The 26811-nt window shown below is 71.5% G+C and carries 14 protein-coding genes; 10 read left to right on the forward strand and 4 right to left on the reverse strand.

Annotation, left to right across the window (positions count from 1 at the left end; all coding sequences use genetic code 11):
* The first annotated feature begins 201 nt into the window (after positions 1–201).
* The 4 genes from G6O69_RS26265 to G6O69_RS26280 are packed head-to-tail and all read left to right on the forward strand — an operon-like array spanning position 202 to position 12972.
* Positions 202–2994 carry a hypothetical protein gene (locus G6O69_RS26265; protein ID WP_172306246.1) on the forward strand — a complete coding sequence of 931 codons (2793 nt, stop codon included), beginning with the start codon at positions 202–204 and terminating at the stop codon, positions 2992–2994.
* A gap of 23 nt (positions 2995–3017) precedes the next feature.
* Entirely contained in the window at positions 3018–9686 is a 6669-nt protein-coding gene (locus G6O69_RS26270) for a HEAT repeat domain-containing protein (RefSeq protein WP_172306247.1), read from the forward strand.
* On the forward strand, positions 9683–11602 hold the full coding sequence (locus tag G6O69_RS26275) for a hypothetical protein (protein WP_172306248.1): 1920 nt from the start codon (positions 9683–9685) through the stop codon (positions 11600–11602). The genes G6O69_RS26270 and G6O69_RS26275 overlap by 4 nt, the downstream gene beginning before the upstream one ends.
* A gap of 23 nt (positions 11603–11625) precedes the next feature.
* Positions 11626–12972, forward strand: a complete 1347-nt coding sequence (locus tag G6O69_RS26280) for a reverse transcriptase family protein (RefSeq protein WP_172306249.1) — start codon at positions 11626–11628, stop codon at positions 12970–12972.
* A gap of 668 nt (positions 12973–13640) precedes the next feature.
* Here the strand turns inward: G6O69_RS26280 and G6O69_RS26285 are convergent.
* On the reverse strand, positions 13641–14903 hold the full coding sequence (locus G6O69_RS26285; RefSeq protein WP_172306250.1) for an FAD-dependent monooxygenase: 1263 nt from the start codon (positions 14901–14903) through the stop codon (positions 13641–13643).
* Positions 14904–15006: 103 nt separating this feature from the next.
* Between G6O69_RS26285 and G6O69_RS26290 the strand changes: the two genes are divergently transcribed.
* From G6O69_RS26290 to G6O69_RS26315, 6 genes are all read left to right on the forward strand, one after another.
* Positions 15007–15927, forward strand: a complete 921-nt coding sequence (locus tag G6O69_RS26290) for a hypothetical protein (RefSeq protein WP_172306251.1) — start codon at positions 15007–15009, stop codon at positions 15925–15927.
* 609 nt (positions 15928–16536) lie between these two features.
* Positions 16537–17403 carry a hypothetical protein gene (locus tag G6O69_RS26295; protein ID WP_176397100.1) on the forward strand — a complete coding sequence of 289 codons (867 nt, stop codon included), beginning with the start codon at positions 16537–16539 and terminating at the stop codon, positions 17401–17403.
* Between the two features lie 172 nt (positions 17404–17575).
* Positions 17576–18874 (forward strand): FAD-dependent monooxygenase, encoded by a 1299-nt coding sequence (locus tag G6O69_RS26300; RefSeq protein WP_255215882.1) that lies wholly within the window; start codon positions 17576–17578, stop codon positions 18872–18874.
* Between the two features lie 118 nt (positions 18875–18992).
* Complete coding sequence (locus tag G6O69_RS26305; RefSeq protein WP_172306254.1) at positions 18993–19745, forward strand: sigma-70 family RNA polymerase sigma factor; 753 nt, start codon at positions 18993–18995, stop codon at positions 19743–19745.
* Positions 19742–20749 carry a hypothetical protein gene (locus tag G6O69_RS26310; RefSeq protein ID WP_172306255.1) on the forward strand — a complete coding sequence of 336 codons (1008 nt, stop codon included), beginning with the start codon at positions 19742–19744 and terminating at the stop codon, positions 20747–20749. Before G6O69_RS26305 ends, G6O69_RS26310 begins: the two co-directional genes overlap by 4 nt.
* A 7-nt stretch (positions 20750–20756) precedes the next feature.
* Positions 20757–23318, forward strand: a complete 2562-nt coding sequence (locus G6O69_RS26315; protein WP_172306256.1) for a caspase family protein — start codon at positions 20757–20759, stop codon at positions 23316–23318.
* A gap of 280 nt (positions 23319–23598) precedes the next feature.
* On the opposite strand, the gene G6O69_RS26320 is transcribed toward G6O69_RS26315, so the two are convergent.
* The 3 genes from G6O69_RS26320 to G6O69_RS26330 are packed head-to-tail and all read right to left on the reverse strand — an operon-like array spanning position 23599 to position 26728.
* A complete protein-coding gene (locus G6O69_RS26320; RefSeq protein WP_172306257.1) occupies positions 23599–24336 on the reverse strand; it encodes an enoyl-CoA hydratase/isomerase family protein in 738 nt (245 codons plus the stop codon).
* Positions 24337–24368: 32 nt separating this feature from the next.
* Complete coding sequence (locus tag G6O69_RS26325; protein WP_172306258.1) at positions 24369–24821, reverse strand: hypothetical protein; 453 nt, start codon at positions 24819–24821, stop codon at positions 24369–24371.
* A 44-nt stretch (positions 24822–24865) separates the two neighbouring features.
* Positions 24866–26728 (reverse strand): hypothetical protein, encoded by a 1863-nt coding sequence (locus G6O69_RS26330; RefSeq protein WP_172306259.1) that lies wholly within the window; start codon positions 26726–26728, stop codon positions 24866–24868.
* Positions 26729–26811: the final 83 nt, after the last annotated feature.

Below are 26811 nucleotides of genomic sequence, written 5' to 3' on the forward strand. Positions count from 1 at the left end.
CGCCCATTTGGGGCGGACACAGCTTTCGCGTGGTCGGGGGCGCAAGATTGGCGCGCTTTGGTGGCAGGCGCGCCCGCTTTTCGAAGTCTCGTATTCGGGGCTCGGACTGCGCGATTTATTTCGCGCTTGCGGCCGTCGCGCCTGCTGATCAACACTCCCAGCCCGGCCTCGTCTGCGAGGCCATGAGCGGGAGGAGCCGTCTTGAACCGGGAAGTAACCTTCGCCGATATCACTCGCGCGGTCGAGAATCGTGACCCCCAGCTGGCGGGGCTCGTGGTGCTCTATCTGAACATCGCGGATCCCCCCGAAGACCGGCCCGAGGGCGCGGAGCAGAGCGAGGCGCGGCCGCTGGGCCAGGACGCCTGGACGCTCCAGAAGCTGCGCAGCACCCTCGGCCCCTACTCGCTGTGGGGCAAGAGCGCCGACGAGATCAAGGCCATCCGCGCCGACGCCTGGGACTCGCTGATGGCCGCTCCCCACCCGCCGCCGCGCCTGCGCCTCGGCCAGCTGCTCATCGATCTCTACGAGCGCGACGAAGAGTGGGCGCGCGCGGCCCTGGTCGAGATCTTCAGCAGGGCCAAGATCTGCTGGGGGGTCTGGAAGGCCTTCAAGCGGATCTACAAGCTGTCCGAGCAGCGCCACGACGCCGAGCTCTTTGGTGTGCTCGCCTGGCGCCTCGACGTGTTCTCGAACAAGCCCAACAACAGCAGCGAGGTCAGCCCCGCGACCCAGGCCTACATGCGCCGCCGGGCCTGGCGATACCTGCGTTACCTGGGCACGGCCGTCCCCGAGCTCTACCCGCAGTTCGCGGTCCAGGTCATGCGCCACTACGAGGCCGGCTACACGCCCTACGGCTGCTGGATCATCCACCACATCTGGAACTACACCTCGCTGATCGGCTCGCGCTCGGTGTGGATGGGCGATCCGCCCGACAAGCTCGCCAACCGGGCCTTCGACGCGGCCTGGAAGGTCTCGGCCGAGCCGCTGCTGCGGCTGATCGAGGACTCGGAGAACGACGGCGTGCTGCGCTTCGCGACCCGCTCCCTCGAGCAGGACTTCCCCGAGACCCTGCGCGAGGTCGACCCGGCGTGGCTGGGCCGCCTGGGCCGCAAGCGCGCCGGCTCGGTCCACGAATTCGTGATCTCGCTGCTCGAGCGCAGCCCGGAGTTTCACCAGTCGAAGCTCGCGGGCCTCGGCCTGCACGACATGGTCCTCGACCTCCTGACCTCGCCCAGCGAGAAGGCGGCGAAGTACGCCATCGAGTACGCCAAGGTCCACGGCGGCGCGCTCTCGGTCGAGCGCCTGCTCGAGCTGATGCGCGAGGGCACGAGCAAGGCGCGGAGCTTCGCCGAGGGCCAGCTCGAGGCGCTCTCCGGCCAGGACATCGGCCTCGCCAACCTCGCGAGCTTGCTCGGGAGCTCGGCCCACGACTTCGCCATCAAGAAGATCGAGAAGGCCTTCGAGCCCAAGGACCTGAGCCCCGAGCTCTACGTCGACCTGCTGACCGGGGGCTGGCGCCAGCGCCAGTGGATGGACGGCTTCTTCTCCAAGAAGAAGCAAAAGCCGTCGGCGGCCCAGCTCAAATACGCGGTCGAGAGCCCGCGCCTGAGCTACTGGGACAAGCAGACGGTCTTTCGCCAGCTCGGCGGCTACGAGGCCGCGGAGATCGGCGTGGCCTGGATCAAGGAGAAGCTGCTCGAGCCCGAGTTCTCCGACGAGATCGGCAATTGGTTGCGGCGGGGGATGCTGTCTGGCGACGCCCTCGACGTCGAGTGGATCAAGGGCCTGGTCATGAACTCGCGCCTGCGGGGCATCGCCCTCGACGTGCTCGGCAACACCAAGCTGGTCAAGCCGCGGCGCGTGGGCCTGGCCTGGTTGTTGGCCATGGCGCGCCAGGGCGATCCGCAGATCTATGCGTTCGCGCGCGGGCACCTGCTCGAGCACTTCGACCCCGGCGACTACGCCCCGGGCGAGGGCAGCGATCGCGCGGCGGGCCTCGATCGCCTGTGGGCCATGGCCACGGGCAAGCAGGAGCCCGAGGCCGTGCGTCAGATCGCGCAGACCTACCTGCTCTATCACCACCCCGAGATCGGCCCGGACGCCGAGGACCCGCTGCGTGGCGTGCTCGAGTCCAAGCTCGCGGCCAGCGACTACACGCTCGAGCGCCTGCGCGGGCTGTTCTTCGAGGCGCGCCCGGACGTGCGCCGCTTCGCCGCGGCGATCGGCGCCAAGGAGCTGATCCGCTGGGGCGACCGTGACCTCGTCTACGCCCTCGCGGCCAGCGAGTACAAGGAGCCGCGCAAGATCGGCAGCGAGGCCCTGCTGAAGATCGGCGAGGACGAGGACGAGGAGGGCGGCGCGCCCCTCGACTGGCTGGTCCCGGCGCGGGTCTTTGCCCTCGCCGAGAGCACGGTCAAGTCGAGCCGCGAGGTCGCCTCGGCGCTGATCCGCCGGCACTACCACCGCCTGGGCGGGGCCGCGCGCCTGGCCTGGCTGATGGAGAGCCCCGATCGCGAGGTCCGGCTGTTCGCGGTCCGCCTGCTGTGGGAGCAGCACCGGCCGCTGACGATCCCGACCAGCTGGAAGCCCGCCAAGGGCCCCGGCCCGCGCCCGACGGCCGAGAGCGCCGAGGCCATGGCCGTCCCCGCCGCGGACGAGCGCTTCGAAGACGGCGAGGCCCTGCGCCAGTTCTTGCGCACGGTGCTCTTTGGTCTGCCGCCAGGCCGCATGGAGCGGCGCGAGCCGATCGCCGGCCTGCCCAGCCGCCACCTCTCGGCGAGCGCGGCCAAGCGCCGGCTGATCGAGGTCGTGCGCGACCTCGGCGTGGAGGACCGCGGCTTTGCGAGCATCGCCGTGGCCGTGCTCGACGAATTCATGCGTTCACTCGCCCGCGGGGAGTGGCAGGCCTGCGTGGCGGCGCTGGCCCGGATCCGCGCGGCCCACCCTGATATCGAGACGCTTTTGCCCCCCGCCGTCGAGCGCAAGAGCGCCTGACCCGAACCTCGAGAGACGCGAAGATGGGAACCAAAAAGTTCGGAACGCACCTCGAGCACCTGTGGGCCGTGGCCGGCTCGCGCTCTGGCCGGCTGGTCGCCGTCGCCGGTGAGCGCGACGCCGAGTCGATCACGACCTCCAAGGTCCATATCTACTCCAAGAGCAAGCTCGACTGCCTGGCGAGCTTCGCGGTCGAAGGCGCGATCGCTGCCCTCGACTTCGCGGCCGAGGATCTGCTCGTCGCCGGCGGCGACGCCGGCCGGCTCTACGCCTTTGTCGTCGGCAAGGGCGACGACGCCAAGCCGAGCTTCGAGCACGCGCACGGCGTGGGCGTGGCGATCACCGCCATCGCCAGCGACGAGGCGGGCAGCCGCCTGGCCGTGGTCGACGACAGCGGTCACCTCGCGGTCTACGAGCTCGAGGGGGCTGGCCTGCGCGAGCTGGCGCGGAAGCGGCTCAGCCCCCGGGCGCTGCGCTGCGTCCGCTTCGACGCGAGCAGCGGCAAGCTGGCCGCGGGCGGCGACGACGGCGTGGTGCGGGTCCTCGACGGAGCCGAGCTCGACGCCGAGCCGCGCGAGATGCCGACGGGCGAGAAGGGCATCACCGCCCTCGAGTTCACCGGCGACGGCCGGGTGATCGCCGGTTGCGGCGACGGCTCGATCCGCGTCAGCTACCTCGAGGGCGCGGCCGACGAAGAGGACCGCTCGCGCGACGAGGCCCACACCGGGCCGGTCAGCGGCCTGGTCCTCGGCCTGCAGCTCAGCGACGAGGCCGGCCGGGAGCTCACGCGCCGGTTGATCTCCGTGGGCCACGACGGCCTGCTCAAGGCCTGGATCCACGACACCCGTCGCAAGCCCAGGACCCTCGAGCTCGGCAAGATCACGATCCGGGCCATGGCCTGGCTGCGCCCCTACCGGGCCAAGGACGACGCCAAGGGCGGGACGCTGCTGCTCGTCGACGACAAGCGCAAGCTGTGGCTGGTCAAGCTCGACGCCGAGTCGGCGCCCAGCGAGGACTACGACCGCGTGCCCTCGCACTTCGCCAAGTTGGCGGAGGACCTCAAGGCCCGCAAGGACGAGCTGCGCAGCGCCGCCGTCGAGGCGCTGCGCGAGATCCCCGAGGACTCCGCGCGCTCGCTCCTCGATCGCGTGATCCGCAAGGATCGCAAGCCCGAGCTGCGCAAGCTGGCCTGTGAGGCCGTGGCCGCGGGCGCCCGCCGACGCAGCCGCCCGGCCCTGCGCGAGGCCGTGGACGACAAGGAGAAGGTCGTCCGCTTCGCGGCTCTGGCTGCGCTGCGCTCGATCGAGGGCGAGAAGGCCCTGGCGCCGGTGCGCGTGGCCCTGGCCAGCAAGCACGCCGATCTGCGCCGCCACGCCGTGGAGCAGCTCCCCAGCCTGCGCGCCGTCTCGCCGCTGGTCCCCGGGTTGGTCGCCGATCGCCTGCGCGACGGCGACGCCAAGGTCCGCGAGGCCGCCCTCGAGGCGCTGTGCTCCCTCGAGCCCAAGGGCTCCCAGGTGCCGCTGCGCACCGCCTACGAGCACGGCCCGGCAGACGTGCGCGTGGCCGCGCTGCTCCGGCGCTTCGCGCTGATCCAGGGCAAGGTCGAAGGTCCCGGGGATCCCACGGGCCGCGACCTGCTCGAGGACGCCCTCGACGACGAGCACGAGGAGGTCCGCGAGGTCGCCTTCTTGCTGTCGATCGGCGCCCACCCCAAGCTCCTCGGCAAGCTCCACGACAGCTTCAAGGCCGAGGTCGAGCGCCTGGCCAAGCTCGGCTGCCAGCTGGTCCCCAGCGGCGGCGAGCCCAGCGAGGGGGAGCTCGAGCCGCTGTTCGCTGCCATGGCCTGCCGCTACCCCGACACGGCCCTGCGCGGGGCCAAGAGCCTGGCGGTGCTCGGCGACAGCCGGGCCACGGGCGCGCTCTTGCAGCTCTCGCGCGAGCGCGACGCCAAGGTCCGCAAGCTGGTCGTCGAGGCGATCTCGACGGGCATCTTGGCCATGCCCGAGGACGATCGCCTGGCCGCGCGCCTGCAGTGGCTGCTCGACGACGCCGACGGCTCGGTCCGCGCGGCGGTCTTCGAGGCCCTCGAGATCCTCGCCTCGGAGCGGGGGGACGCGGGCGCCCTCGATCTCGCCGAGCTCGCCCTCGGAGCCGCGAGCGAGGACATGCGCGTGCGCGCGCTTCAGGTGTTGGTCGAGTTCGGCGGCGCCGGCAAGCGCAGCGGCGACGAGCAGCTCGCACGGCGAGCGGATCGCTTGCTCGGGGACGCCCTCGACGACGAGGCCACCAAGGTCCGCGGCGAGGCCTTCCGCACCCTGTGGGCCTGGCACGCCAAGCAGCCCCAGACCCCGCTGACCCGCGGCGCCCGCTCGCGCCACGCCGACATCCGCACCAAGGTCGTCGCCGAGCTCGATCGGGTCGCCGACGCCTGGGCCGACGAGCTGCTCTTGGGCCTGGTCCCCGACCAGGACGCCGGCGTGGGTCAGGCGGCCTTCGAGGCCCTGACCAAGTCCAAGGGCAACAAGGACCGCGTCGCTCGCTACAAGCCGCGCGGGGAGGTCTACCTCGCCGCCATGGGCTCGCCGCGGCCGGCGGTCCGGGCTCTGGGCGCCGCCGGTGCCCGCCGGGCGCCCAAGGACGAGGTCCGCAAGCGGTTGATCGAGCTGCTCGAGGACGAGCACAGCGCCGTGCACACGGCGGCCATCGAGTCCATCGATCGCCTGCTGCCCAAGGACCAGCACGCCTGGGCCACGGCTCTGGGCAGCAAGTTCTACGCCCTGCGGGTGCGCGCCGCCGAGCTCTGCGGCAAGCGCCGCGACGATCAGGCGCTGTCGACCATGCGCACGCTGCTGAGCGTGCCCGAGCACGACGTGACCCGGCCGAGCGCGGAGCTGCGTCAGCGCGCCTGCCGGGCCATGGCAGACGTCGGCGATCGCGGCACCATCGGCTTCTTCGTCGAGCTCCTCGACGACGGCGATCCCCTGGTCCGCGAGCACGCCAGCCGCGGTCTGGCCACGGCCTGCGACGGGCGCGACACGCAGATCCTGCTGGCCGCGCTCTCCCACGCCGACCTGGCCGTGCGCAGCTGGATCGCCGAGGGCCTGGCGCGCCTCGGAGACGAGCGCGCCGTGCCGGTGCTGGTCGGGACCTTGGCCCACGACCACCGGCCGATCCGCCTGGGGGCGATCCTGAGTCTGGCGGCCCTCGGGGCCGAGGGCTCGCGCGGGCTGCTGCGCGGCCTCGAGGACAGCGATCGCGAGATCCTGGATCTGGTGTTCGCGATCGTCGTCGCCCGCGACGTGGTCCGTGCCCGCCGCGGCCTGGCCCCGGATCTGATGCTCGCGGCCCTGGCCGCCTCGCAGCCCGAGACCCGCTTCGTGGCTGCGCGCGCCCTCGAGGAGCGCGGCGATGGCGAGCAGCTGCTGGCCTTCGCCACCGAGCTGGTCGGGCCGCCCAAGCCCGATCGCGCGGCCGAGCTCAAGAAGTGGCCCGAGGAAGACGAGCGCGCGTCTCGTCTGCGCGTGGTCGTCGAGGCCCTGGCCAGCGACGACCCCTCGCTGCGCTACGCCGCGGCCCGGGTGCTCTCGCTGCGCACGCAGCCGCTGGCCTTCTGGCGTGAAGCCGGGCGGCTGACGGGGCCCAAGCAGGAGGGCGAGGCCACGGTCCCCCAGACCAACTGGGAGGACGAGCGCCCGCAGTCGCGGCGCGCCGGGTGGATCCGTCGGATCGTCGGCACGGCCCGGGACATCGCCGCCGAGGCGGCGCGGGCTGCCAGCGACAAGGTCACCCCGCTGCGCCCCGACGGGGGCGCTGAGCAGGGCGAGGCCGCGGGCGGCGAGGCCGGCGAGTCCGCAGCCCCCGAGCTCGCCGAGATCAACCGCCTGGTGTTCGGGACCTACGCGGGCCTGGTCCGTCAGGCCCCGGCCGCGGGCGCCTCGGACGAGACCCACCGGGTCCGCCGCGACAGCATCGAGCGCCTCGGCAAGCTGGCCGTGACCGAAGAGGTCGGCCTCGACTCGGCGCTGCCGGTGCTGCGTCGGGCCTTGAGCGACCCCCACCACCTGGTCCGCCGGGCGGCGGCCGCGGCCCTGCGCGGGCTCTATGGCGAGGGGGCCGTCTCGCCGCTGGCGCTGTGCTTGCAGTCGTCAGCCGCAGACGTGGGACGGTCGGCCATCGACGAGCTCATCACCCTCGCCAAGAGCGGGGGCGAGCAGGCCGAGGCCGCGCGCGCGATGGCGCTGCTCGGCGTCGATGCGCCCAACGCCGAGGTCCGCAGCTACGCGCTGATGCAGATCCAAAAGCTCTTCGAGGCCGACAGCCTCGAGCCGTGGTTCGTGGCCCTCGAGAGCCAGCACGCGGATCTGCGCCTGTCGGTGGTCGACCGCCTTGTCGACGCGCGAGACGAGCGGGTCAGCGCGGCGCTGCTGCGGGCGATGGAGAGCGACCACGAGGATCTGCGCCTCAAGGCCGCCAGCGCCCTGGCGCGGCGCGGGGATCTGCGGACCCTCGACGTGCTCGCCGGCTTCTTGCGGGCCGAGGACGCGCGGGTGGTCAACCGCGCCGTGGAGGCCCTGGTCTCCCTGGCCAACGTCCGCCGCGTGGACGAGGAGGGCGTCGGCCACGACCTCCCAGCGGCCCGGCGCGCGGCCGCGGAGGCGATCACCGCTCGCCTCGAGGACGACCCCGATCGCACGGCCGACCGCGGCGCGCTGATCGGCGCGCTCAAGCGCGTGGGCGCCCTCGAGGGCGCGCCCGTGCTGCTCGGCTTCGCGACTGGCGACGACGCCGGCCTGCGGACCCGGGCCTTCGACGCCCTGGTGGCGATCGCCCAGGATCGTGGGCAGGCCGCGCAGGTGCTCGCCAATGGCGTCCGCCGGGCTCGCTACCACGAGCAGGCGCTGCTCGGCTGGCTCGAGCAGATCGTCGCGGGCACCGACGCCGGGCTGCGCGAGCGCGTCGCAGGGATCCTGCGGGATGTCGACGACGCCGGGGCCGAGGCTCTGCTCGCGCGCCTGCTCGAGGACCGCGAGGAGTCCGTCCGCGTGGCGGCCTGCGAGGTCCTGGCCTTCCGCGCCGAGCACGTCGAGGGCGCGACCCTCGACGCGCTGCTCGCCACCTTGGAGGCCGGACGCCGCGAGCTGGTCTTGCCGGCCGCGGAGGGCATGGCCGCCCGGGGCAAGCGCGAGGCCTTCCAGCCGCTGCTGCTCGTGCTCAAGGCTGGCTTCGACCAGGAGCGCAGGCGGGCGATCCAGGCCCTCGGGCGCCTCGGCGACCGCCGGGCGCTCGCGGATCTCGAGCTCCTGCTCGATCCCGAGGCGGAGCTCAGCGACGAGGATCGGGCTCTGGCCCCGGCCGCCGTCGAGGCCCTCGGGGCGCTGATCCCCAAGCTCGAGGATCCCGACGAGCGTGACCGCGTGCGCGAGACCGTCGAGCGGGCGGCGATCCAGGGCTCGCAGTCCCTGCGCCAGGGGGCCCTCGCGGGCCTGCGGGCGGCCGGCGACGCGCGCAGCCGCGGGCTGCTCGAGAAGATCGCCGGCGAGCGCCTCGAGCCCGAGGCCGTGCGCAGGGCGGCGATCGAGCAGCTCGGTGAGCTCGGCGAGCGGAGCTCCGAGGCGGTCTTTGCCGGCCTGCTCTCGGACCGGGACATGAGCCTGGCGAACGCCGCCTACAAGGCGCTCGAGCGCACCTTGGCCGGCGAGCGCACGCGGGTGGCCCTGCTCGCCCTGCGCAGCAAACACAGCGCCATCAGCGGGCCGGCTGCGGCTTTCTTGGCGACCCACGGCGACCCGGAGATCCTCGTCGCGCGCATGACCGAGGTCAGCCAGGACGCCGTCCGCGAGCAGCTGCGCCGCGGGCTGATCCGCCGCGGCGAGTGCCCAGCCTCGCTGGCCGCGCTGCTCACCGGTGAGGCCGCGGCCCAGCGCGCCGACGCGGCGTGGATCGCCGGCGCCGCCGGGGAGCAGGCCAAGGCCGCCGTCGGCGAGGCCCTGTCCAGCGCGGTCGCCAGCTCGGCCGAGCAGTGGCGGGCCGCGTCCGCGGCCGGCGAGCGCGAGGCTGAAGCCTACGCGCGCGAGGCCTGGCGCGCCTGCCTGTGGGCGGCCGCGCAGGTCGGCGTCGACGCCGACGCCGACGCCCGGGCGGTCGTCGAGGGCGAGAGCCCACCGCTCGAGGTCCTCGCCGCGGCCATCCGCTACCTCGGGCGCCGCGGCGGGCCAGAGGACGTCGCGCGCATCGAGCCCGCGCTCAGCCACCGCGACGCGGGGATCCGCGTGGCCGCCGGCTCGGCCGTGGCCAAGCTCGTCGGTGGCGGGGCAGGGGCGGTCGTCGACCGGCTCAGCGTCGCCGACCAGGTCGCCGTCGCGCCTCTGGTGGAAGCGGCCCTCGAAGCTGGCGCCGGCGAGTCCCTGCTCGACACCCCCGAGCGTCGCCGCCTGAGCCTCTCGGTCTTCCTCGGCGACGCCCGCTTCGAGACCCTGATCACCGTCGCCGAGGCGGCGGGCAAGGATCCCAAGCGGCTGACCGCCATCGCCTCCCTGGGCCGGCTCGGCAGCGAGCGGGCCACGGCCGCCCTCCAGGCGATCCTCGACCGCGAGGGTGAGGACGAGGCCGTCCGCAAGGTCGCCTTCAAGGCCCTGCGCCGCGCTCAACGCGGCAAGACCACCACCGCCACCCAACGAGGTGCCCAGTCATGAGCCCCACCGACGTCGCCGAGGTCAAGCTCCGTTACGCCGCCGCCAGCGAGCCGGTCACGGACGATGACAGCTTCCGCCTGCACCTGCCCACCGACGCCCACCGAGGCGCCGGCCTGGTCGCCAAGCTCGCGCGGCCGGGGGTAGCCCGCGACGCGCTGCTCACCGTGGCCGACGTGTTGGCCTCGGACCTGCGCTTCAAGGCCCGGGACCGCGCCGACTACCTGGCCTACCTCATCGCCCAGGGCAAGCGGGTCAGCAACGAGGTCTGGGACGCGCAAAAGAAGTACCTCGCCGAGACCTACGGCGGGGCGAGCGGAGGCGACGAGGAGGCCGGCGCCAGCGAGAGCCCCCTCGATCCCGTGGTCAGCGTCGACGCCCAGGGCATGGCCGTCGAGGTGTTCTCGGCCGACGAGTCGGCCTACGCCCGGCTGGTGCTCCGCGCGGGCGAGGGCTACGCGGCCGACTCGGTCCAGCCGGGGACCAGCTACCTGGCCCTCGATGATGCGCTGATCCGCGGCATCGGTCGGCTGCGCTCCTATCGGCAGTCGACCCTCGAGCTCGGGCCGGGTCCGGCCGAGTCCGAGGCAGGGGAGGGCGTGCGCGAGCGCGACATCCGAGTGCCGCTGCGCTGGCTGCGGGCCTTCGGTCAGGTCCAAGCCGCGTCCACGCTGCCCGCTCGTGAATTCGAGCTCGCGCCCATCGACCTCTACAACGTGCTGCTGACCTTGCGCATGCGCCGGGCCAAGACCTCTCCCCGGGCGCTGCGCTACGAGCTCGTCCCCGGTGAGGCGCCGCGCATGGTGCTCGAGCCCTGGGATCTGGTGGTCGAGGGTACCGGCCCGGCCTACGAGGGCGCCTCGCCCGTGGTCGTGCGCACCTGGGGGCGCCGACGCCTGGCCGTGCTCGCCCGCCTGCTCCCGCACTGCAAGTCGGTGCGCGTGCGCCTCGTCGGTGCCGGTCTGCCCGCCTACTACATCCTCGATCTCGGCGACGCCGAGCTGACCTTGGCGCTCTCGGGCTGGACCGACAGCGGCTGGGCGGGGATCGCGACCTTCGACTTGTTGGTCGCCGGCGAGGTCGACGAGCTGCTCGCCCACAAGGTCCACGAGGCCCTGGTGGCCAGCGAGGGCGGGGCGACGCTCGAGGCCCTCGCGGGCTCGCTCGAGCGCAAGGTCGACGAGATCCGCCAGGTCATCCTCCACCACATGCAGCGCGGCACGGTCGTCCACGACCTGGCCAACGACCGCTACATTGCCCGCTCGCTCCTCGCCGAGCCGCCCTCGGCCGAGGATATGCGCTTCCGCGACGCCCGCGAGGAGCAGGCTCACCGTCTGCTCGAGATCACCGACGCCGTGCAGCTGACCAAGGTCCACGACCTCGGCGGCGAGGGCACGCGGATCGAGGGTGAGGTCGTCGATCCCCAGGCGCACCGCACCTACCGGGCCTCGTTCACCATCGACCGCGAGGGGCGGACCGTCGACGCGACCTGCACCAGCCCGCAGTTTCGCCGCTCGGGCCTGCGCGAGGGCCCGACGGTGCCGATGATCGCCCTGCGCCTGCTCTTTGCCCGGCGCCAGGCCGAGCTCGAGCGCGCGCGCGAGACCGAGGCCGGGCGCAAGCTGATCCGCGCCGAGACCCGGGTGCTGGTCCGTCGCCAGGGCTCGCGCCGCGCCGCCAGCGAGGGCGCGAGTGGAGGCGGCTCGCTGGGCCGCGCCGCGAACACCGGCTCGATCACCTACCGCCTCTCCCTCGACGATCGTGAGGTCGTCGTGCGCTGGGGCTCGCACCCCGACCAGATGCGCATGCACAGGCTGCGCTTCGCCACCGCCGACGACGCCCGCGAGGAGTACTTCGGGCGCCTCGAGGCCCTGGGCGACAAGGGCTTCATCGACGCTTCCGCGGCCGAGATGGTCTGACCAACTTTCGAGAGGCGAACCCCATGGCCAACGACACCAGCTCCACCACCGCGACCACCGCCGACGGACCCGAGTGGGCCGACATCGAGGCGGCCGGCAGCATCCGCAATTGGGTCGATGCCGAGCTCGACCGCCGCGGCCTGCTCGACGACGGCGCCGACACCTCGCGCATGAGCGACAAGCAGCGCAAGGCCTACAAGACCAAGCGCGAAGAGGAGCGCGTGCTCCGGCGCAAGCTCATGGCGCAGGGCTGGGCGTGCTACCGCCAAAACAAGCTCGTCCACGTCGGCGTCGGCGTCTGGTACCACGACACCGCCGACATCGACCGCTGGGACATCGCCGACCTCGACGGCCGGCGCCAGCTCAACGAGCTCCCCGAGCTCAAAGACGTGCACGCCCTGGCCAAGGTGCTCGAGCTCGCGATGCCGCGGCTGCGCTGGCTCGTCTACCACCGCGAGGTCGACTCCGGGACCCACTACCACCGCTGGACCGTGCCCAAGCGCAGCGGCAAGGGGGTGCGGCTGATCTCGGCGCCCAAGCCCGAGCTCAAGCGCTGCCAGACCTGGATCGCCCGCAACATCAGCGAGCACCTCCCGGTCCACGGGGCGGCCCACGGCTTCCTGGCCGGGCGCAGCACCTTGACCAACGCGGCCGCCCACGCCGGGGCCGAGGTCGTGGTCAAGTTCGACGTCCGCGACTTCTACCCCACGGTCACCTTCCGCCGGGTCAAGGGCCTGTTCCGCAAGGCCGGCTACGGCGAGCAGGTTGCGATCGTGCTCGCGCTGCTGTGTACCGAGTGCCCGCGCGAGACCATCGAGATCGGTGGGCGGACCTATCACGTGGCCACCGGGCCGCGCTCGCTGCCCCAGGGCGCGCCGACCAGCCCCTCGATCACCAACGCCTTGTGCATGCGCCTCGACGCCCGGCTGACCGGCCTCGCGCGCAAGCTGGGCTTTCGCTACACCCGCTACGCCGACGACCTGACCTTCAGCTATCACCGTGGCGAGGGGGGCGAGGGCGAGCAAGAGACCGGCAAGATCCCCGTCGCGCGGCTGCGCAAGGCCGTGACCGAGATCGTCGCCAGCGAGGGCTTTCGCGTCCACGAGGGCAAGACCCGGGTCATGCGCAGCGGCGGGCGCCAGAAGGTCACCGGCCTGGTGGTCAACGGCGCGGGCGAGGGCGTGCCCACGGCCCGAGTGCCGCGCAAGCTCGTTCGCGAGCTGCGCGCGGCGATCCGCAACCGCGAGCTCGGCAAGCCCGGCAAGGGCGAGAGCCTCGAGCAGCTGCGTGGGTGGGCGGCCTATGTGCACATGTGCGATCCGTCCAAGGGCAGGGCCTTCATCGCGCGGCTCGAAAAGCTCGCTGAATAGCGGATCGCACTTTTCAAAGCCCGAGAAGATTCATACAATCACCGAGCAAGCTTTCCTTCGGAGGTCGAGCAAGCAACACTGCGCGTGAGAAGTAGGAGCCCCGGGATCATCAGCCGTGCTCAGCACAGGGCGGCGCCGCGCCGTCCGGGCAAATTCTCCCGACATGCTCCACAAGGTAGGCTGTTCGTGCTTTCCCTGGCCCCGTAGAGGTCGTAGACGACCTCGTGGCTGGGGCTACCACGCAACCGCGGTTCACGAGGTCGTCTACGACCTCTACGGGGCCGGAAAGCGGTGAGCCTACCGTGTCCCAGGTGGGATCGTGGCGACTTCGGTCGCTCCTGCCTCACGCGCGCTCGACCCAGTCATTTTTGGACGGCCGTGGAGGTTCGTCGACGGGATCATCAGCCGTGCTCAGCACAGGGCGGCGTCGCGCCGCCCGGGCATATTCTCCCGACATTCTCCACAAGGTAGGCTGTTCGTGGTTTCCCTGGCCCCGTAGGGCACCGGAGCGGGTGCTTGGCTGGGGCTACCACGCAACCGCGGTTCAAGCACCCGCTCCGGTGCCCTACGGGGCCGGAAACCGGTGAGCCTACCGTGTCCCAGGTGGGATCGTGGCGACCTCGCCAGCGTGTCCTCTGCGGCCGTCCACCCTTTTCTCCTCGACATCTTCAATAGGCCAAGCCGCCGTGCGCGGCCCGCTGGCCCGCCCACTGTGGCCAGCGAGCTCGGACTTCGGGTCTGCGATGCTTGGCTGCGAGAGCTCGGCGCGCGTCGAGCTTCGGGACCTCGACCTGCCAGGCCGCCTCGAGACCACGCTCGACGATCGCCGCAGGAGCCAGGCGCGCGCCGAGCTCTCGCAGCCAGACCGCGAGCGGGTTGGACCACTGGCCGGCGGCGCCGAGGCGGAGCGAGCGGTCCACGAAGCTGCGTGCGCGAGCCATGCGGAGGCGCTCGTACTCCGCCAGGCCCGCCGCCGTGTCTTGGTCGCCGCGCTCGGCGAGGCAGCTGGCGAGGACCACGGCGTCCTCGATGGCCTGGCAGGCGCCCTGGCCCATGTTCGGGGTCATGGCGTGGGCGGCATCGCCGAGCAGCGCGACGCGCCCCGTGGTCCACCGCGAGAGCGGCGCGAGATCGACGATGTCGTTGCGGAGGATCACCGGCGCAGGTGTCGACTCGATGAGCGCGCTTACGGGGTCGCCAAATTCTGCGAAGCGCGCGAGCAGCTCGGCCTGGGGATCGTCGCCGTCGCTGCCGCCCGCGGGGGCGTTGGCCGTGGCGAACCAGTAGGTCTCGGTCGCGCTGATCGGGACGATGCCAAAGCGGGTACCACGGCCCCAGCGCTCGCTGGCGACGCCCTCGCCGAGGGGGCGAGAGCAGGAGGCGATTCCGCGCCAGCAGGTATAGCCCGCGTAGCGGAGGGGGCGCTCGCCAAACAGCCCCGCACGGATCCGCGAGTGGATCCCGTCGGCGCCGATCACCGCGCGAGCGCGCAGCTGTGTCTGATCCTCGAGGGTGAGGGTCACGCCGTCGGCGTCTTGCGTGAACGAGACTACGTTGCTGTCAAAGCGCAGGGTCTCGGGGGCGAGGGCGTCCGCCAGGCGCTGGGAGAGGGCGCCGCGGTGGATCATCACGCCGGGCCCGCCAAAGCGCCGGGCGAAGCTCGCCATCTCCATGCTGGTGATCACGCGGCCGTGGGCGTTGGCGACTCTCAGGCTGCGCAGGGGCTCGCCGGCGGCGGCCACGGCTGCGCGTGCGTCGAGGGCCTCGAGCATGCGCATGGCGTTGATCTGCAAGGTCAACCCTGCACCCGCGGTGCGCAGCGCAGGCGCACGTTCGAGCACCCGAGCGGAAATCCCGACATGCTGGAGGGCAAGCGCGGTGGTCAGGCCTCCGGGTCCCCCGCCAACGATCAGGACTGGATGATCGGACATGTCGCGGAGCCTAGTGCCTCGGTGCAGCGAGCGCGAGTCGGCGGCGCGAGAGAGCAGGACTCGGCCCCTGGCGTGGGTCCTTGGCCCCTGCTACGCCTAGCCCATGAAGCCCTCGGCCCTGCTCCCGATCACCTTGGTTTTCGCCTGCGCCTGCGTCCCCGACAACGGAGAGGACGACGAGGTCGGGGAGAGCAGCGGGAGCGCCGAGGAGAGCGGCGCGACCGATACGACGACGGAGAGCACCGACACGACGGAGGAGAGCACCGAGTCGACGACGGAGAGCACCGAGTCGACGGAGGAGAGCACCGAGTCGACGGAGACCGAGAGCGAGTCGACGGGCACGGAGGCGGGCACGGAGACGGAGACGGGCACGGAGACGGAGACGGGCACGGAGACGGACACGGGCTCGACGGAGACGGACACGGGCTCGACGGAGACGGGCACGGAGACGGACACGGGCTCGACGGAGACGGGCACGGAGACGGACACGGACACGGAGTCCGACACGACGGACACGGAGACCGACACCGGCGGCTTCTCTTGTCTGTTCGCGCCCGACATCTACGAGGAGAACGACCTGCTCGGCATGGCTGCCGAGGCCGTCTGGGACGCGAACAGCTGGTGGTCGATCCGCACGAACATCGACGCCACGCTCTGCGGCGGGGACGAAGATTGGTTCTACTTCGACCTCGACGCCAACGAACTCGAGGGCGACGGCGAGTTCTTCTACTTCCTCTTCGACGTGATCGTCGACGGATCGAGCTGGTGTGGATCGAGCTGCGGGGATCCGGCGCTGCCGGACGCCCCGGAGAACACGATCGGGGTCAACATCTACTCGGCCTCGGACATGACCTTGCTGCACGAGCAGATCTCGACGAAGGGGCGTATCAACATCGACGCCAGTGGCCCCATCTATGGCGAGGACATCGTGGTCCAGGTCTTTGGTCTCCCGGAGGCGGACTTTGAATACCAAATGAGCTTCGAGGTCCGCTTCGACGCCGTCGAAGACGAGTGCGAGTGCTAGGATCCCGTTCGCTCGCTGCCAGCATGGGCTAGTGCGCGCACCAGAGGACTTGAAGGGCCCCAGGCTTGGAGCACCGGCCGCTGACTTCGTTGCTCGTCAGTCATTTGTGCCCGACAAACTCCCTCCTCGCGCCTCGTCAGCAGCCGGCGGTCCGGCGCCTGGGACCCTTCAAGTCCTCTGGCGCGCACACTAGCGCGGACACGAGTGAGCGCGGCTGCCCCGCCCGCTGCGAAAGTCAGATACAGCGGGCGGCGGCGCAGTGTGAGCCGTGGACGTCGGAAATTCTCGGGGCGCTGGAGCGTGGTGAGCTGCCTCGAGCTTTGTCATTGGAAACTACATTGATTGTGAATGGGTGGCACCTGATAGCTATATGAATGCGTGATGGCGAGGGAACATGAGCCCTGCTACGCCTAGGAGCCCGTGGTGAAACCCAACACGACACCTGGCTTGGTCTTTTCGCCGAAGGCTTTGTCGCCAAAACTTGCAGTACGCCCGGTACAGCGGCGTTTTGGCTTCGCGCCCTCGACAAAAATCCCGGCGCCAGGAGCCGCGCTGGGTTTCACCACGGACTCCTAGCGCATGAAACACTCGGTCGCTCTTCCGTTTTCTGTGGTTTTTGCTCTTGCGTGCATCCCCGGCGATGGTGGTGATGATGGCGCTGGTGGGGGGAGCGAGACGACCGAGGAGAGCGGTGCAACCGACACCACGACGGAGAGCACCGACACCTCGACGGAGAGTACGGACACCACGACGGAGACGGGGACGACGGAGAGCACGGACACCACGACGGAGACTGGGGAGGGGGAGACTGGGGAGGGGGAGACTGGGGAGGGGGAGACTGGGGAGGGGGAGACGGAGAGCGGGGAGACGGAGAGCGGGGAGACGGAGAGCGGGGAGACGGAGACGGAGAGCGGCGAGAGCACTGACAGCTCGACGGACACGGACACGGAGTCCGACACGACGGACACGGAGACCGACACGGGCGGCTCCTCTTGCCTGCTCGCGCCCGACATCCATGAGGACAACGACACCCTCGAAACAGCCGCTGTCCCTTCTTGGAACGCGAACCAGACATGGAGCATCCGCGCGCATTTCGACGCGACACTGTGTGGCGGAGACGACGACTGGTACTACTTCGATCTCGACGTCAACCAGCTCGAGGGGGACGGTGAGAGCTTCCTCTTCAAGTTCGACGTGATCGTCGATGGCTCGAGCTGGTGTGGGGCGGGCTGTGGGGAGTCGACGCTTCCGGCTGCCCCCGAGAACACTATCGGCGTGAATATCTACTCCGCCGCGGACATGACCCTGCTGCACGAGAAGGTCTCGTCGAAGGGGCGCCTCGACCTCGAAGGAGTCGGTCCGATCTACGGCCAGGACATCGTGGTCCAGATCTACGGCTTGGCGGAGGCTGATTTCGAATATCAGCTGAATTTCGAGGTTCGCTTCGACCTCATCGAAGACGAGTGCGAGTGTTAGCGCGAACATTGTAGCAGCCTCGCCGTCACGGGCGCGAACGAGCACGGCCGACCCCATGAGGGGGGGCGGGCAGGCGACGCGGGTGGGACGACATTGTGTGTCTGATTAAAAATTTGCGTGCCGCGCGCAGAATGTCATTTCATCGCGAGTCAGCGTCAACCAAGATGCTGACATGTACACATTCGATCGAGTCATTGTAATCGGCGCGAGCGTGACAGGTCTGACCCACGCCGCGGCGCTTCACCCTCTCGCGCGGCAGGTGCTCGTCTTGGAGCGCGACGAGCCACCGAACCAGGGTGGTGTGCGCCGCGCGCTCCCGCAGGCGGCGCACCTTCATCTGCTGCTGCGCGCGGGGGAAGAGGCCCTCGAGGCGCTCGTGCCCGGGACCGTGGTCGCGCTCGAGCAGGCTGGGGCGCGGAAGATAGACATGGCCGAGGACTTTCGCTGGCACACCACGGGGGGCTGGCGGCCACGCTTTCATTCGGGGTTGAGCCTGCTCATGCAAAGTCGTGCGCTCCTCGATGGTGTGCTCACAAAGCGCGTCAGGGCCCTCGAGAATGTGGATATCGAATATGGGGTAGGAGTGGAGACGCCGATCCATGACCGCGAGCGAGGTCGCGTGACTGGGGTGAGGCTCGCGGATGGTCGCAGCCTCGACGCCGACCTGGTGATCGACGCCAGCGGCCGCGGCTCACGAAGCCCGCGCTGGTGTCGCGAGTGGGGCTTCCCCGAGCCGCCCACCCAAAAGATCGAGATTGGCCTGAGCTACGCGTCCGCCGAGCTGCGCTTCGCGGCGGGGGCCGAGCCGAGCTTCGAGGCGATGCTCGTCCACCCGAGCCCGCCCTCGCTGAGCCGCGGCGGCTCGCTCTTCCACCTCGAGGGCGAGCGCTGGATGTCGACCTTCTTCGGCTACCACGGCGACGAGCCGCCGCGGGACTTCGAGGCCTGGCGCGCGTGGGCGAAGAGCTTTGCGACCAGCGATGTTCACGACGCCCTCGTCCACGCCCGGCCGGTGTCCGAGATCGCGGTCTTCAAGATCCCGCGTCAGGTCCGGCGAAGCTACGCGGGCTGCGTCCCCCGGGGCTTCGTCGTCGCGGGGGACGCGGCCTGCGGCTTCGATCCGGTGTTTGGCCAGGGCATGTCCGTGGCCGCGCTGCAGGCCGTGAGCGCGCGCGAGCACCTGCGCGGCGGGGGCTCCGTGGACGCGCTCCAGCGCGTGCTCGCCGAGGTGTCCTGGGCGCCGTGGATGATGGCCTCCACGGAGGCCCAGCGCTGGCCGCAGGTCAGCGGGTATCGGCCGCCGCTGACCAGGCCGCTGCTGTGGTTCACCGATCGCCTCTACCGTGGAGGCGCGAGGGACAGCGCGCTGCACCGCCAGCTCCTCCAGATCATGAACATGCAGCGCCCGCTGTCCTCGCTGCTCGGGCTGCGGGCCATCCCTGGGGTGGTCAGGGGGATGCTCATGGGCTGAGCCTGGTGGCCGGCGAGCTGGGCATGCGGGGTCTCGGCTGCGCGAATGACGCCTCTGGCCTCCAAAAAACTTCTACCCGCGCCAACCCAACGCGGCCGCGGTCGGATAGGGAAGGGCGGTGGCTCCTTCGACCCCATCGACCGACCCCGAGCTGGCCCCCAACGGCTGGCCGCGCGAGCGCCTCGCGGGCTTCAAGGCCGGCGAGCGCCAGGCGCTGACGGAGGTCTACCGCGCCCACGCCGAGGAGGTCGCGCTGCTCTTGCGACATGGCTTCTCCTTCGAGAGCGGCGGTCGAAGGCGGCGCTTCGTGGGCTACGGCTCGGGCTTCGAGCTCCAAGACGTGCTCCACGAGACCTTCCGGCGGGCCTTCGAGCCCGGCGCCCGGGCGGGCTACGACGGCATCCGGCCCTACGGCCCCTACGTCAAGACCATCGCCCGCAACCTGGTGCTGCGCAGCTTTCGTGATCGGGTGCGCCTGTTCTCGGTCGACGGTGAGGGTGTCGGTGGTGGGGGCGGACAGGAGAGTGGAGGCGCGCAGGTGATCGCCGACGGCGGGCCCTCGCCCGAGCGCGAGGTCCACGACCTCCAGGTCGCCGAGCTGGTCGCGCGCTTCGTGGACGGCCTCGACGAGGACGCGCGCCAGCTGATCGAGCTGCGCTTTCGCCAGGGGATGTCCCAGCGCGACGCGGCCGAGGCCCTGGGCCTGGGCCGCCAGCGCCTGCGCACCCGTGAAAAGCAGCTTCGCCGGCGCCTGCTGGACTTCTTGCGCGAGCAGGGCGAGGTCGGCCTGGTCGAGGGCGTGATCGCCAGCGTCGGCCTGCCGGTGCTCGTGGGCGAGGCCCTGCGTCTGCTCGGGGAGGTGAGCTCGTGAGCCGCGGGCGTCAGCTCGAGCGCCAGGTCGAGCGCGAGCTCATCGCGGGCCTGGGCCGCGAGCGCCGGCGGGCGCTGGTCGAGCGCCTGCGCGGCAACGCGGGCGCGCGGCGGACCTGGGACCGCGCCGCCGCGGCCCTGCGCGTCCTCGAGGCGCGCCCGGTCTCGCGCGCGGAGATCGATCAGGTCGAGCGCTGGCTCTTCGAGGACCTCGAGGACCAAGGTCAGCTCGCTGGCGAGGCCCGCGGCGCGTCGCGTCGACGTTGGCTGCGGCCGGTGATCGCCGCGCTCTCGACCGTGGCCGTGAGCGCGGCGGCCGTGGCGGTGATCGTCGGGCCTGCCGGGCTCGGCGATCGGTCCGCCAATCGGTCCGACAATCGGTCCGCCGATCGGTCCGAAGCGGGCTCGGACCCCTCGGTGAGCGCTGGCGGTGTCGCGGCGATCGTCACACAGGGCGAGCTCCAGGCCCGCGGCGGCCTCGTGTGGCCGCGCCCCCTGGCCATCGACCTCGCCTGCGGGCAGCCCTCGCGCCCCGCCAGCCAGCGCGGCTGCGGCGAGGACGAGCTGCTCGGCTTCTCGGCGCGGCTGTCGGCGAGCAAGGACCGCGCCGACGCGGACCTGCGCGACCAGGCGCTGAGCCTCTTCGGCGTCGACGAGCGCGGCGAGCTGCTCTACTACGCGCCCAACCCCGGCGGTGAGCCGAGCCTCGAGCTGGTCGCCGATCCGGGTCAGGCGCGCTGGCGAGCCCTGCCGCTGTCGATCCGCCTGGACGTGAACCATCGCCCCGGGACGCTGCGGGTGTTCGCCATTGCGACCCCCGATCCCGTGGCGCCCGCGGACGTCGAGCGCTGGGCGGAGGCTCTGCGCGAGGCCGAGCCCGCGAGCGTCGACGATCCTCCCTGGCACCTGCGCCTGCGCGCGGACGAGCTGGGCCCGGTCTGTGCCGGCCCGCGCAGCCGCTGCGCCAGCGCCGAGACCCTCTTGCACATCACCCCGAGCGAGTGAACCTGCCATGACCCCTGTGAAGCACCACCGAACCTCTGCCACTGGCAACCTCGCGCGTCGCGGCGCCCTCGCGGCGCTGCCCTGGGTGGCGGCCCTCGCCGCGGCCCTGGCCGCGCAAGTCGCCGACGCGGGCCGCGTCGAAGGCCCGGCTCGCCCTCCGAACGCGCTGGCTGAGCAGGGGCAGGCGCGCGCGGCCGACGAGCAGCCCGTGGCCCGCTTCGCGCTGATCATCGCCAACAACGAGACCCAGAGCAGCAAGCAAAAGCCGCTGCGCTTCGCCGACGACGACGGCGCGCGCATGGCCGAGCTGTGGCTCGAGCTCGGCGCCGAGGTCGAGCTGCTCACGGTCTTCGATCAGGACAGCCAGGCGCGCTTCCCCAAGCTGGTCAAGCGCGCCTCCCAGCCGACCCGGGCCAAGCTCGACGCGGCCTGGGCTCGGCTGCGCGAGGGCATGGAGGCGGCCGCGGCGGAGGGGCGCGAGGTCGAGCTGACGATCTACTACGCCGGCCACGGCGACGTCGGCCCCGACGGCCAGGGCTTCTTGACCCTCGCCGGCGGGGATCGGCTGACCCGCGCGGACCTCTTTCAGACGCTGATCGGCACCTCGCCGGCCGACCACAACCACGTGATCGTCGACGCCTGCCGCAGCGAGCAATTCGTGCTCTCGCGCGGGGAGTGGCGCGAGGATCGGGGCCCCGCCGACTACGGCGACAGCGTGCGCGAGTACCTCGACGGCAACCACCTCGGGGCGCACCCCAACACCGGGGTGATCCTCGCGCACTCGGAGGATCAGCAGACCCACGAGTGGGAGCGCTGGCAGGGCGGGGTGTTCACCCACGAACTGCTCAGCGGCCTGCGCGGCGGCGCGGATCTCAACGGCGACGGGGCCGTGGAGTACTCCGAGCTCGGAGCCTTCGTGTCGGCGGCCAACAGCGGCGTGGGGGATCCGCGAGCCCACCTCGAGGTCGCCGTGCGCCCGCCCCGGGGTGACGAGCGGGCGCCGCTGCTGATCCACGATCAGGTCGCGGATCAGCGCGTGCTGTTGCTCGCCGGCGCCGTCGCGGGGCGCTACAGCCTCGAGGACGCCCGCGGGGTGCGGATCGCCGATCTCCACCACGCCCCGCGCCAGCCGGCCTACCTGCGCCTGCCCGACGGCCCGATCTACATCTATCGCCACGGCCGTGACGGCGCCCGCGAGGCCGAGGCGGTCCTCGACGCCGGCAGCCAGGGGGTCGTCGACCTCGTCGCCCTCGACTTCCAGGCCGCGAGCGCGGGTCTCGACGCCCGCGGGCCGCTCGACGACGCCCTGCGCACGGGCCTGTTCAAGGTCGAGTACGGCCAGGGCTACTACACCGGCTACACCGACACGCAGCAGCTGCTCGCCGTCGCCGACCCGGACTGGGAGGTGCACGTGTGGCAGCGCGACCCGGAGACCGGCGAGATGATCGAGGTCACCCGCGTCGAGGGCGAAGGGCCCGCGCCGAGCGTCGAGGTCCGCGAGCCGGCCGTGCAAGACGACGATGATGACGACGATCTCGAGGAGGTCGTGATCACCGAGGTCGAGATCGAGGATGGCTGCGACTGGTGCTGGGATCGCACCTGGCTGTCCCTGGGCGTGGGCGCCGAGTTCAACCCGCTGTCGCCCTCGGGTCGCCTGCGGCACCCCGCGGATCGGGTGAGCGCCAACCAGTTCACGGGCTTCGACGAAGACGGCGTACCCTCGGCCCTGCGCGGCATCGACTTTCGCATGGGCGCGTTCTCGGGCCACCATCCCCGGGACTATCCCTTCGCCGAGGGCTACTTCCGCAGCGGCTACACGGAGGGCCACGCGACCTTCCAGCCCGAGGTGGACGAGGACGGCTACGCGATCGGCAACGCCACGCGCCTGGACTACATGAGCGTGCCGCTCTTCTTTGGCGGGAACTTCTACTTCCCGCATCGCTGGCCGGTGCGGCCCTACGGCGGCCTCGGGGCGGGGGTCGACGTGCTGCGCGTCCACTACGAGCGCTTCATGGCCGAGGACCTCGTCGACGTCAGCTTGCGCGTGGGCTTCGAGCTCCACGCTGGCGTCGACATCCGCCTGACCAACTACGTGACCTTGTTTGGCGAGGTCCGTCAGCTGTGGAGCGCCAAGCGGCGCGTGTCCAAGCTGCCCGACTTCTCCAACGAGGGCTTCACCATCGTCACGGGCATCCGCTTTGGGGTGCCCGTGGGGAGGGGAAACTCGGCGCACGCCAGGGCGTCGCACAAGCGGGTGCAGGTGGTGGAGAAGAAGACGACCCGGACGGCCACGCCGACGACACCGACGACGATCGTGGTCCCCCCGGCGAGTCGCGTGCCCTCGCCATCCATCGTCCCGGCTGCGCCTGCTCCCGCAGCGGCCGCGCCAGCGCCCGAAGCGGTCACCCCAGCGCCCGCTGCTGTCGCGCCCGCCCCCGCAGTGGTCACCCCAGCCCCGGCCGCCGTGCCGCCTGCGCCGAGCGAGCCGCCTGCGCCGAGCGAGCCGCCTGCCCCCGTCCCAGCTGCGCCCGCTGCCATCGAGGTCACACCTGCTCCCTCACCCGGCTAGGAGCCCGTGGTGGAACCCAGCGCGGCTCCTCGCGCCGGGGTTTTCGTCGAGGGCGCGAAGCCAAAACGCCGCTGTACCGGGCGTACCGCAAGTTTTGGCGACAACGCCATCGGCGAAAAGACCAAGCGAGGTGTCGTGTTGGGTTTCACCACGGGCTCCTAGAGCGGCAATCAGTTTGGATTCACACCCTCAGGCACATCTGGGCGGACCCGTGGTCCTTGTCGCTTGGCGCGAGCCATCGCGCCACCGAGGCGGGGCCGAGCCTCGGGCGGCGCGTCGTTCAGCGACGGAGCTTCGAGTAGGCGTGGACGCGCGCGCGCTCGTGGGCCTCGAGCAGGTCCGCGGGCAGAGCCTGGGCAGCGTCGAGAGCCCGGAGGATCCGCCGGTTGCCGGCGACGCTGAGAGCGGACTGCTCGCGGATCGCCGCGGCGAGCTCGAGCGCGGCGGCGTCGAGGGCCGCGTTGTCGGGCAGCAGCGCCGACAAGCTCGCCTGGGCGTCGTCGATGGGCACGGCCTGGCCGGCGAGGAGCAGGCGCCGGGCGACGGTCCCACCAAAGGCGGCGTGGACCCGGGCGAGGCCGGCGGCGTGATAGACGACGCCGAGGCGCCCCGCTGGCAGGCGCAAGCGCGCGCCGGCGCGGGCCAGGCGGAGGTCACAGGCAGCGACCAACTCGACGCCAGCGCCGATCACGTAGCCGTTGATCACGGCCACGAAGGTGGCGTCGGCGGCCTGCATGGCCGAGGTCGCGGCGATCAGCGCCTGGTCCGGGGGCCCGTCGCCGCGGGCGAGCTGCTCGTCGAGGGCGCTGAGGTCGAAGCCCGCCGAGAAGGCGTCCTCGCCGGCGCCGCGCAGGAGCACGACCTCGCCCGAGAGGGTGGCGCTGCGCTCGACGATCCAGGCGAAGACCGCCGGGTGGATGGCGTTTCGTCGGGCCTGGTTGTCGAGCACCCAGCGCAGCACGCCCTCGCTGGGGTGCTCTTCGCGGAGCCCGGGCGGTGTCGGAGGTGTAGTGGTCATGGCCGCGGCAGGTTGGCTTTCACCACGGGCTGCTAGAGGGGCGCCTGGAGGACCAGGCCGCTGTCGTGCTTGGACTTTTGGTCCGCCTTCTCGGCGTCCTTGGGCAAGGCGGCGTCGACCTCTCCAGCGAGCACGGCGGCGCGGGCTTCCTCGAGCTCCTTGGCGGCCGGAGAGTTGGGGTCTTGCATGATCCGCTTGCGCAGGGCGTAGGCGCGGGCGCGGTTCTCTTCGCGGGAGAGCGTGGAGGGGTCGGCGGCGATCAGCCGCTCTTCTTCCGCGGTCAGCGGCCCGGCGGGCTTGCGCGGGCGCAGGGCCGCGGGCGGGGGCGGCGGGATGTCGCCTTCCTCGGCAGGAGAGACCTCGCTCGACGCGGATGCGTCGGCTTGGCGGTGATCGTCGGCGCGCTCGGGCGGGGGGACGCATGCGAAGAGCGCGGCCGCCATGCAGGCAGCCGCGCAAGACAGGAGCACTCGCGGTGCGTTCATCCCCGAAGACTAGAGCACTGGCTGCTCCGAATCCATATCTGCGCTCAGGCCTCGTCTTTGGCGGGGAGCGCTCCCTTCACGCTGGCGAGGCCCTTGCGCAGCGCGAGAACCAGCGAGATCGGGAACCACAGGGTAAAGGCGACCTGGAGCAGCCCGAGCACGGGGCTGACCTCGAAGAACACGAAGATCGAGCTGTTGCGGGCGTTGTGCTCGAAGGTCCAGGCGAGGGCGTGGGCATAGCCGACGAGCACGCCGAGGCCGCAAAACGAGACCCACAGGCCGCTGGCGATCGTGACCGGGAGGGCGACGCTGCGCACGGCCATGAGCCCGAGCACCAGCACCGTCCAGGCCAACCAGGCGAGGGCGACGGGGTGGAAGGCGTGGACGTCGAAGCCGTTGATGACGTTGGCGATGAGGATGTAGGCCGCAAACCAGGCGGAGAACTCGGCGAGGAGGCGGGAGAGGTGGATCACGCGCAGCTGCGCGGGGCCCTCGCCGGAGGGCACGCGGAGCATGAGCAGAATGGCCAGGGGGAGGGCGAGGATCGCCAGGCCCGCGTACTGGATCTCACCCGTGCCGCCATTGGCGAGTGGCGAGAGCGCGACGCTGGTCAGGGCGATGAAGGTCAGCGCGCCGGCCAGGGCCTCGCCCGCGCGAAGCAGCGGGCCCTCGCGGTCCTCTAGCTTGCGCGAGAGGGCCGTGAGCAGCAGCCAGCCCACGACGCCGCAGCCGACCGCGTTGGCGAAGGCGGCGGAGAACATGGCCGTGGCGTAGCTCGAGAGCTCGACCCAGGTGGCCCCAAACAGACCCGTGAGGCCGATGTGGGGCAAGAGCGCCGCGAGCGTCCGGGTCTCTCGCCCGGTCTCGACGGCCAGGCTCACACCGAGGCTCCAGGTGATCAACGCGAGGATCATCAGGCCCAGGGCGATGATCCCCGGGGAGCGCCGGCGGCCGAGGAGCTGCCCGAGCAGCTGCGTGCCGAACACCAGCGTGGCCATGGTCGCGGCGAGGGCGGCGAGGGTGGCGAGGGCGAAGAGAGGGAAGCCGGCGATCACGGCGCCGAGGACATAGAGCAGGACCTGCGGCGCGGCGAAGATCCCCACGACACACAGCGGACCCGCGGCCAGGCCCAAGGCGATCTCGCGCGGGCTCAGGGCGGTCCCGAGCAGCGGCGCGAGCGTGTTCTCGCTGCGCTCCTGGGCCTGCTGCATGGCGACGAGGATCGGCGCGAACACGGTGCCCATGGCCAGGAGCAGCAGGCCGGCGAGGGCGCCAGCGAGCAGCATGGCCTCGCGCAGACCCAGGGGAGAGCGGTAGTACTCGACGGAGGGGACGCCGCCCTTGGCGAGGATGGTGTCGAGCAGCGCTCGCCGCGTGGGGTCGGTCCACACGCGATCGTGGGGGACGTAGCGAGCGGGATCGGGGACCTCCAGGTAGGAGGTGCCTGGCGAGGACGCGAGCAGGGCCTGGACCTCTTCGCGCTTGGCCGCCTGCTCGGGGGTGTGAACCTCGGCGTTGGCGAACATGTAGAGCACCGCGTTGCCCTCGGATTTGAGCTGGAGGGCCTGCTCTCGGTAGTAGTCGATCGCGCGGGGGTCGTCGCTCGGGTCGACCCTGTCGGAGAGCTGCTGGGTGGCGGTTTGGAGCGCCCGGTACTCGATCTCGCTGTTGGCGAAGAGCACGAACTCCTGGTGTTCGCGGTCGTATGTGGGGGACTCGAGCCCCATTTCGACGCGTATGTCTCGCTCGAAGTCGCCATCACCGAGGGCGATCCACAGCCCAAAGATCATGGTCAGGCACGCGAGCACCAGGCTGAGGACCGTGTAGCGTCGCGCCCGACCGCCGCGCAGCGATCGGGTCACAAAGGGCAGGGCGAAGGCGGGGAGCTTGCTGAGGAGCTTGTTCATGGGGCCGGTCCAGTCTGGAGGGCGGGAGGTCGCGCGGAGCGTGCTCGGAGAGGAGACGGATGACGCGGGCGAAGGTTCAGGCT

It is taken from the genome of Pseudenhygromyxa sp. WMMC2535, from assembly GCF_011083025.2.

Coding starts and splice junctions, on each gene's coding strand:
- G6O69_RS26270 (WP_172306247.1), top strand. CDS start 3,018: ATGGGAACCAAAAAGTTCGGAACGCACCTCGAGCACCTGTGGGCCGTG.
- G6O69_RS26275 (WP_172306248.1), top strand. CDS start 9,683: ATGAGCCCCACCGACGTCGCCGAGGTCAAGCTCCGTTACGCCGCCGCC.
- G6O69_RS26280 (WP_172306249.1), top strand. CDS start 11,626: ATGGCCAACGACACCAGCTCCACCACCGCGACCACCGCCGACGGACCC.
- G6O69_RS26285 (WP_172306250.1), bottom strand. CDS start 14,903: ATGTCCGATCATCCAGTCCTGATCGTTGGCGGGGGACCCGGAGGCCTG.
- G6O69_RS26290 (WP_172306251.1), top strand. CDS start 15,007: ATGAAGCCCTCGGCCCTGCTCCCGATCACCTTGGTTTTCGCCTGCGCC.
- G6O69_RS26300 (WP_255215882.1), top strand. CDS start 17,576: ATGTACACATTCGATCGAGTCATTGTAATCGGCGCGAGCGTGACAGGT.
- G6O69_RS26315 (WP_172306256.1), top strand. CDS start 20,757: ATGACCCCTGTGAAGCACCACCGAACCTCTGCCACTGGCAACCTCGCG.
- G6O69_RS26320 (WP_172306257.1), bottom strand. CDS start 24,336: ATGACCACTACACCTCCGACACCGCCCGGGCTCCGCGAAGAGCACCCC.
- G6O69_RS26325 (WP_172306258.1), bottom strand. CDS start 24,821: ATGAACGCACCGCGAGTGCTCCTGTCTTGCGCGGCTGCCTGCATGGCG.
- G6O69_RS26330 (WP_172306259.1), bottom strand. CDS start 26,728: ATGAACAAGCTCCTCAGCAAGCTCCCCGCCTTCGCCCTGCCCTTTGTG.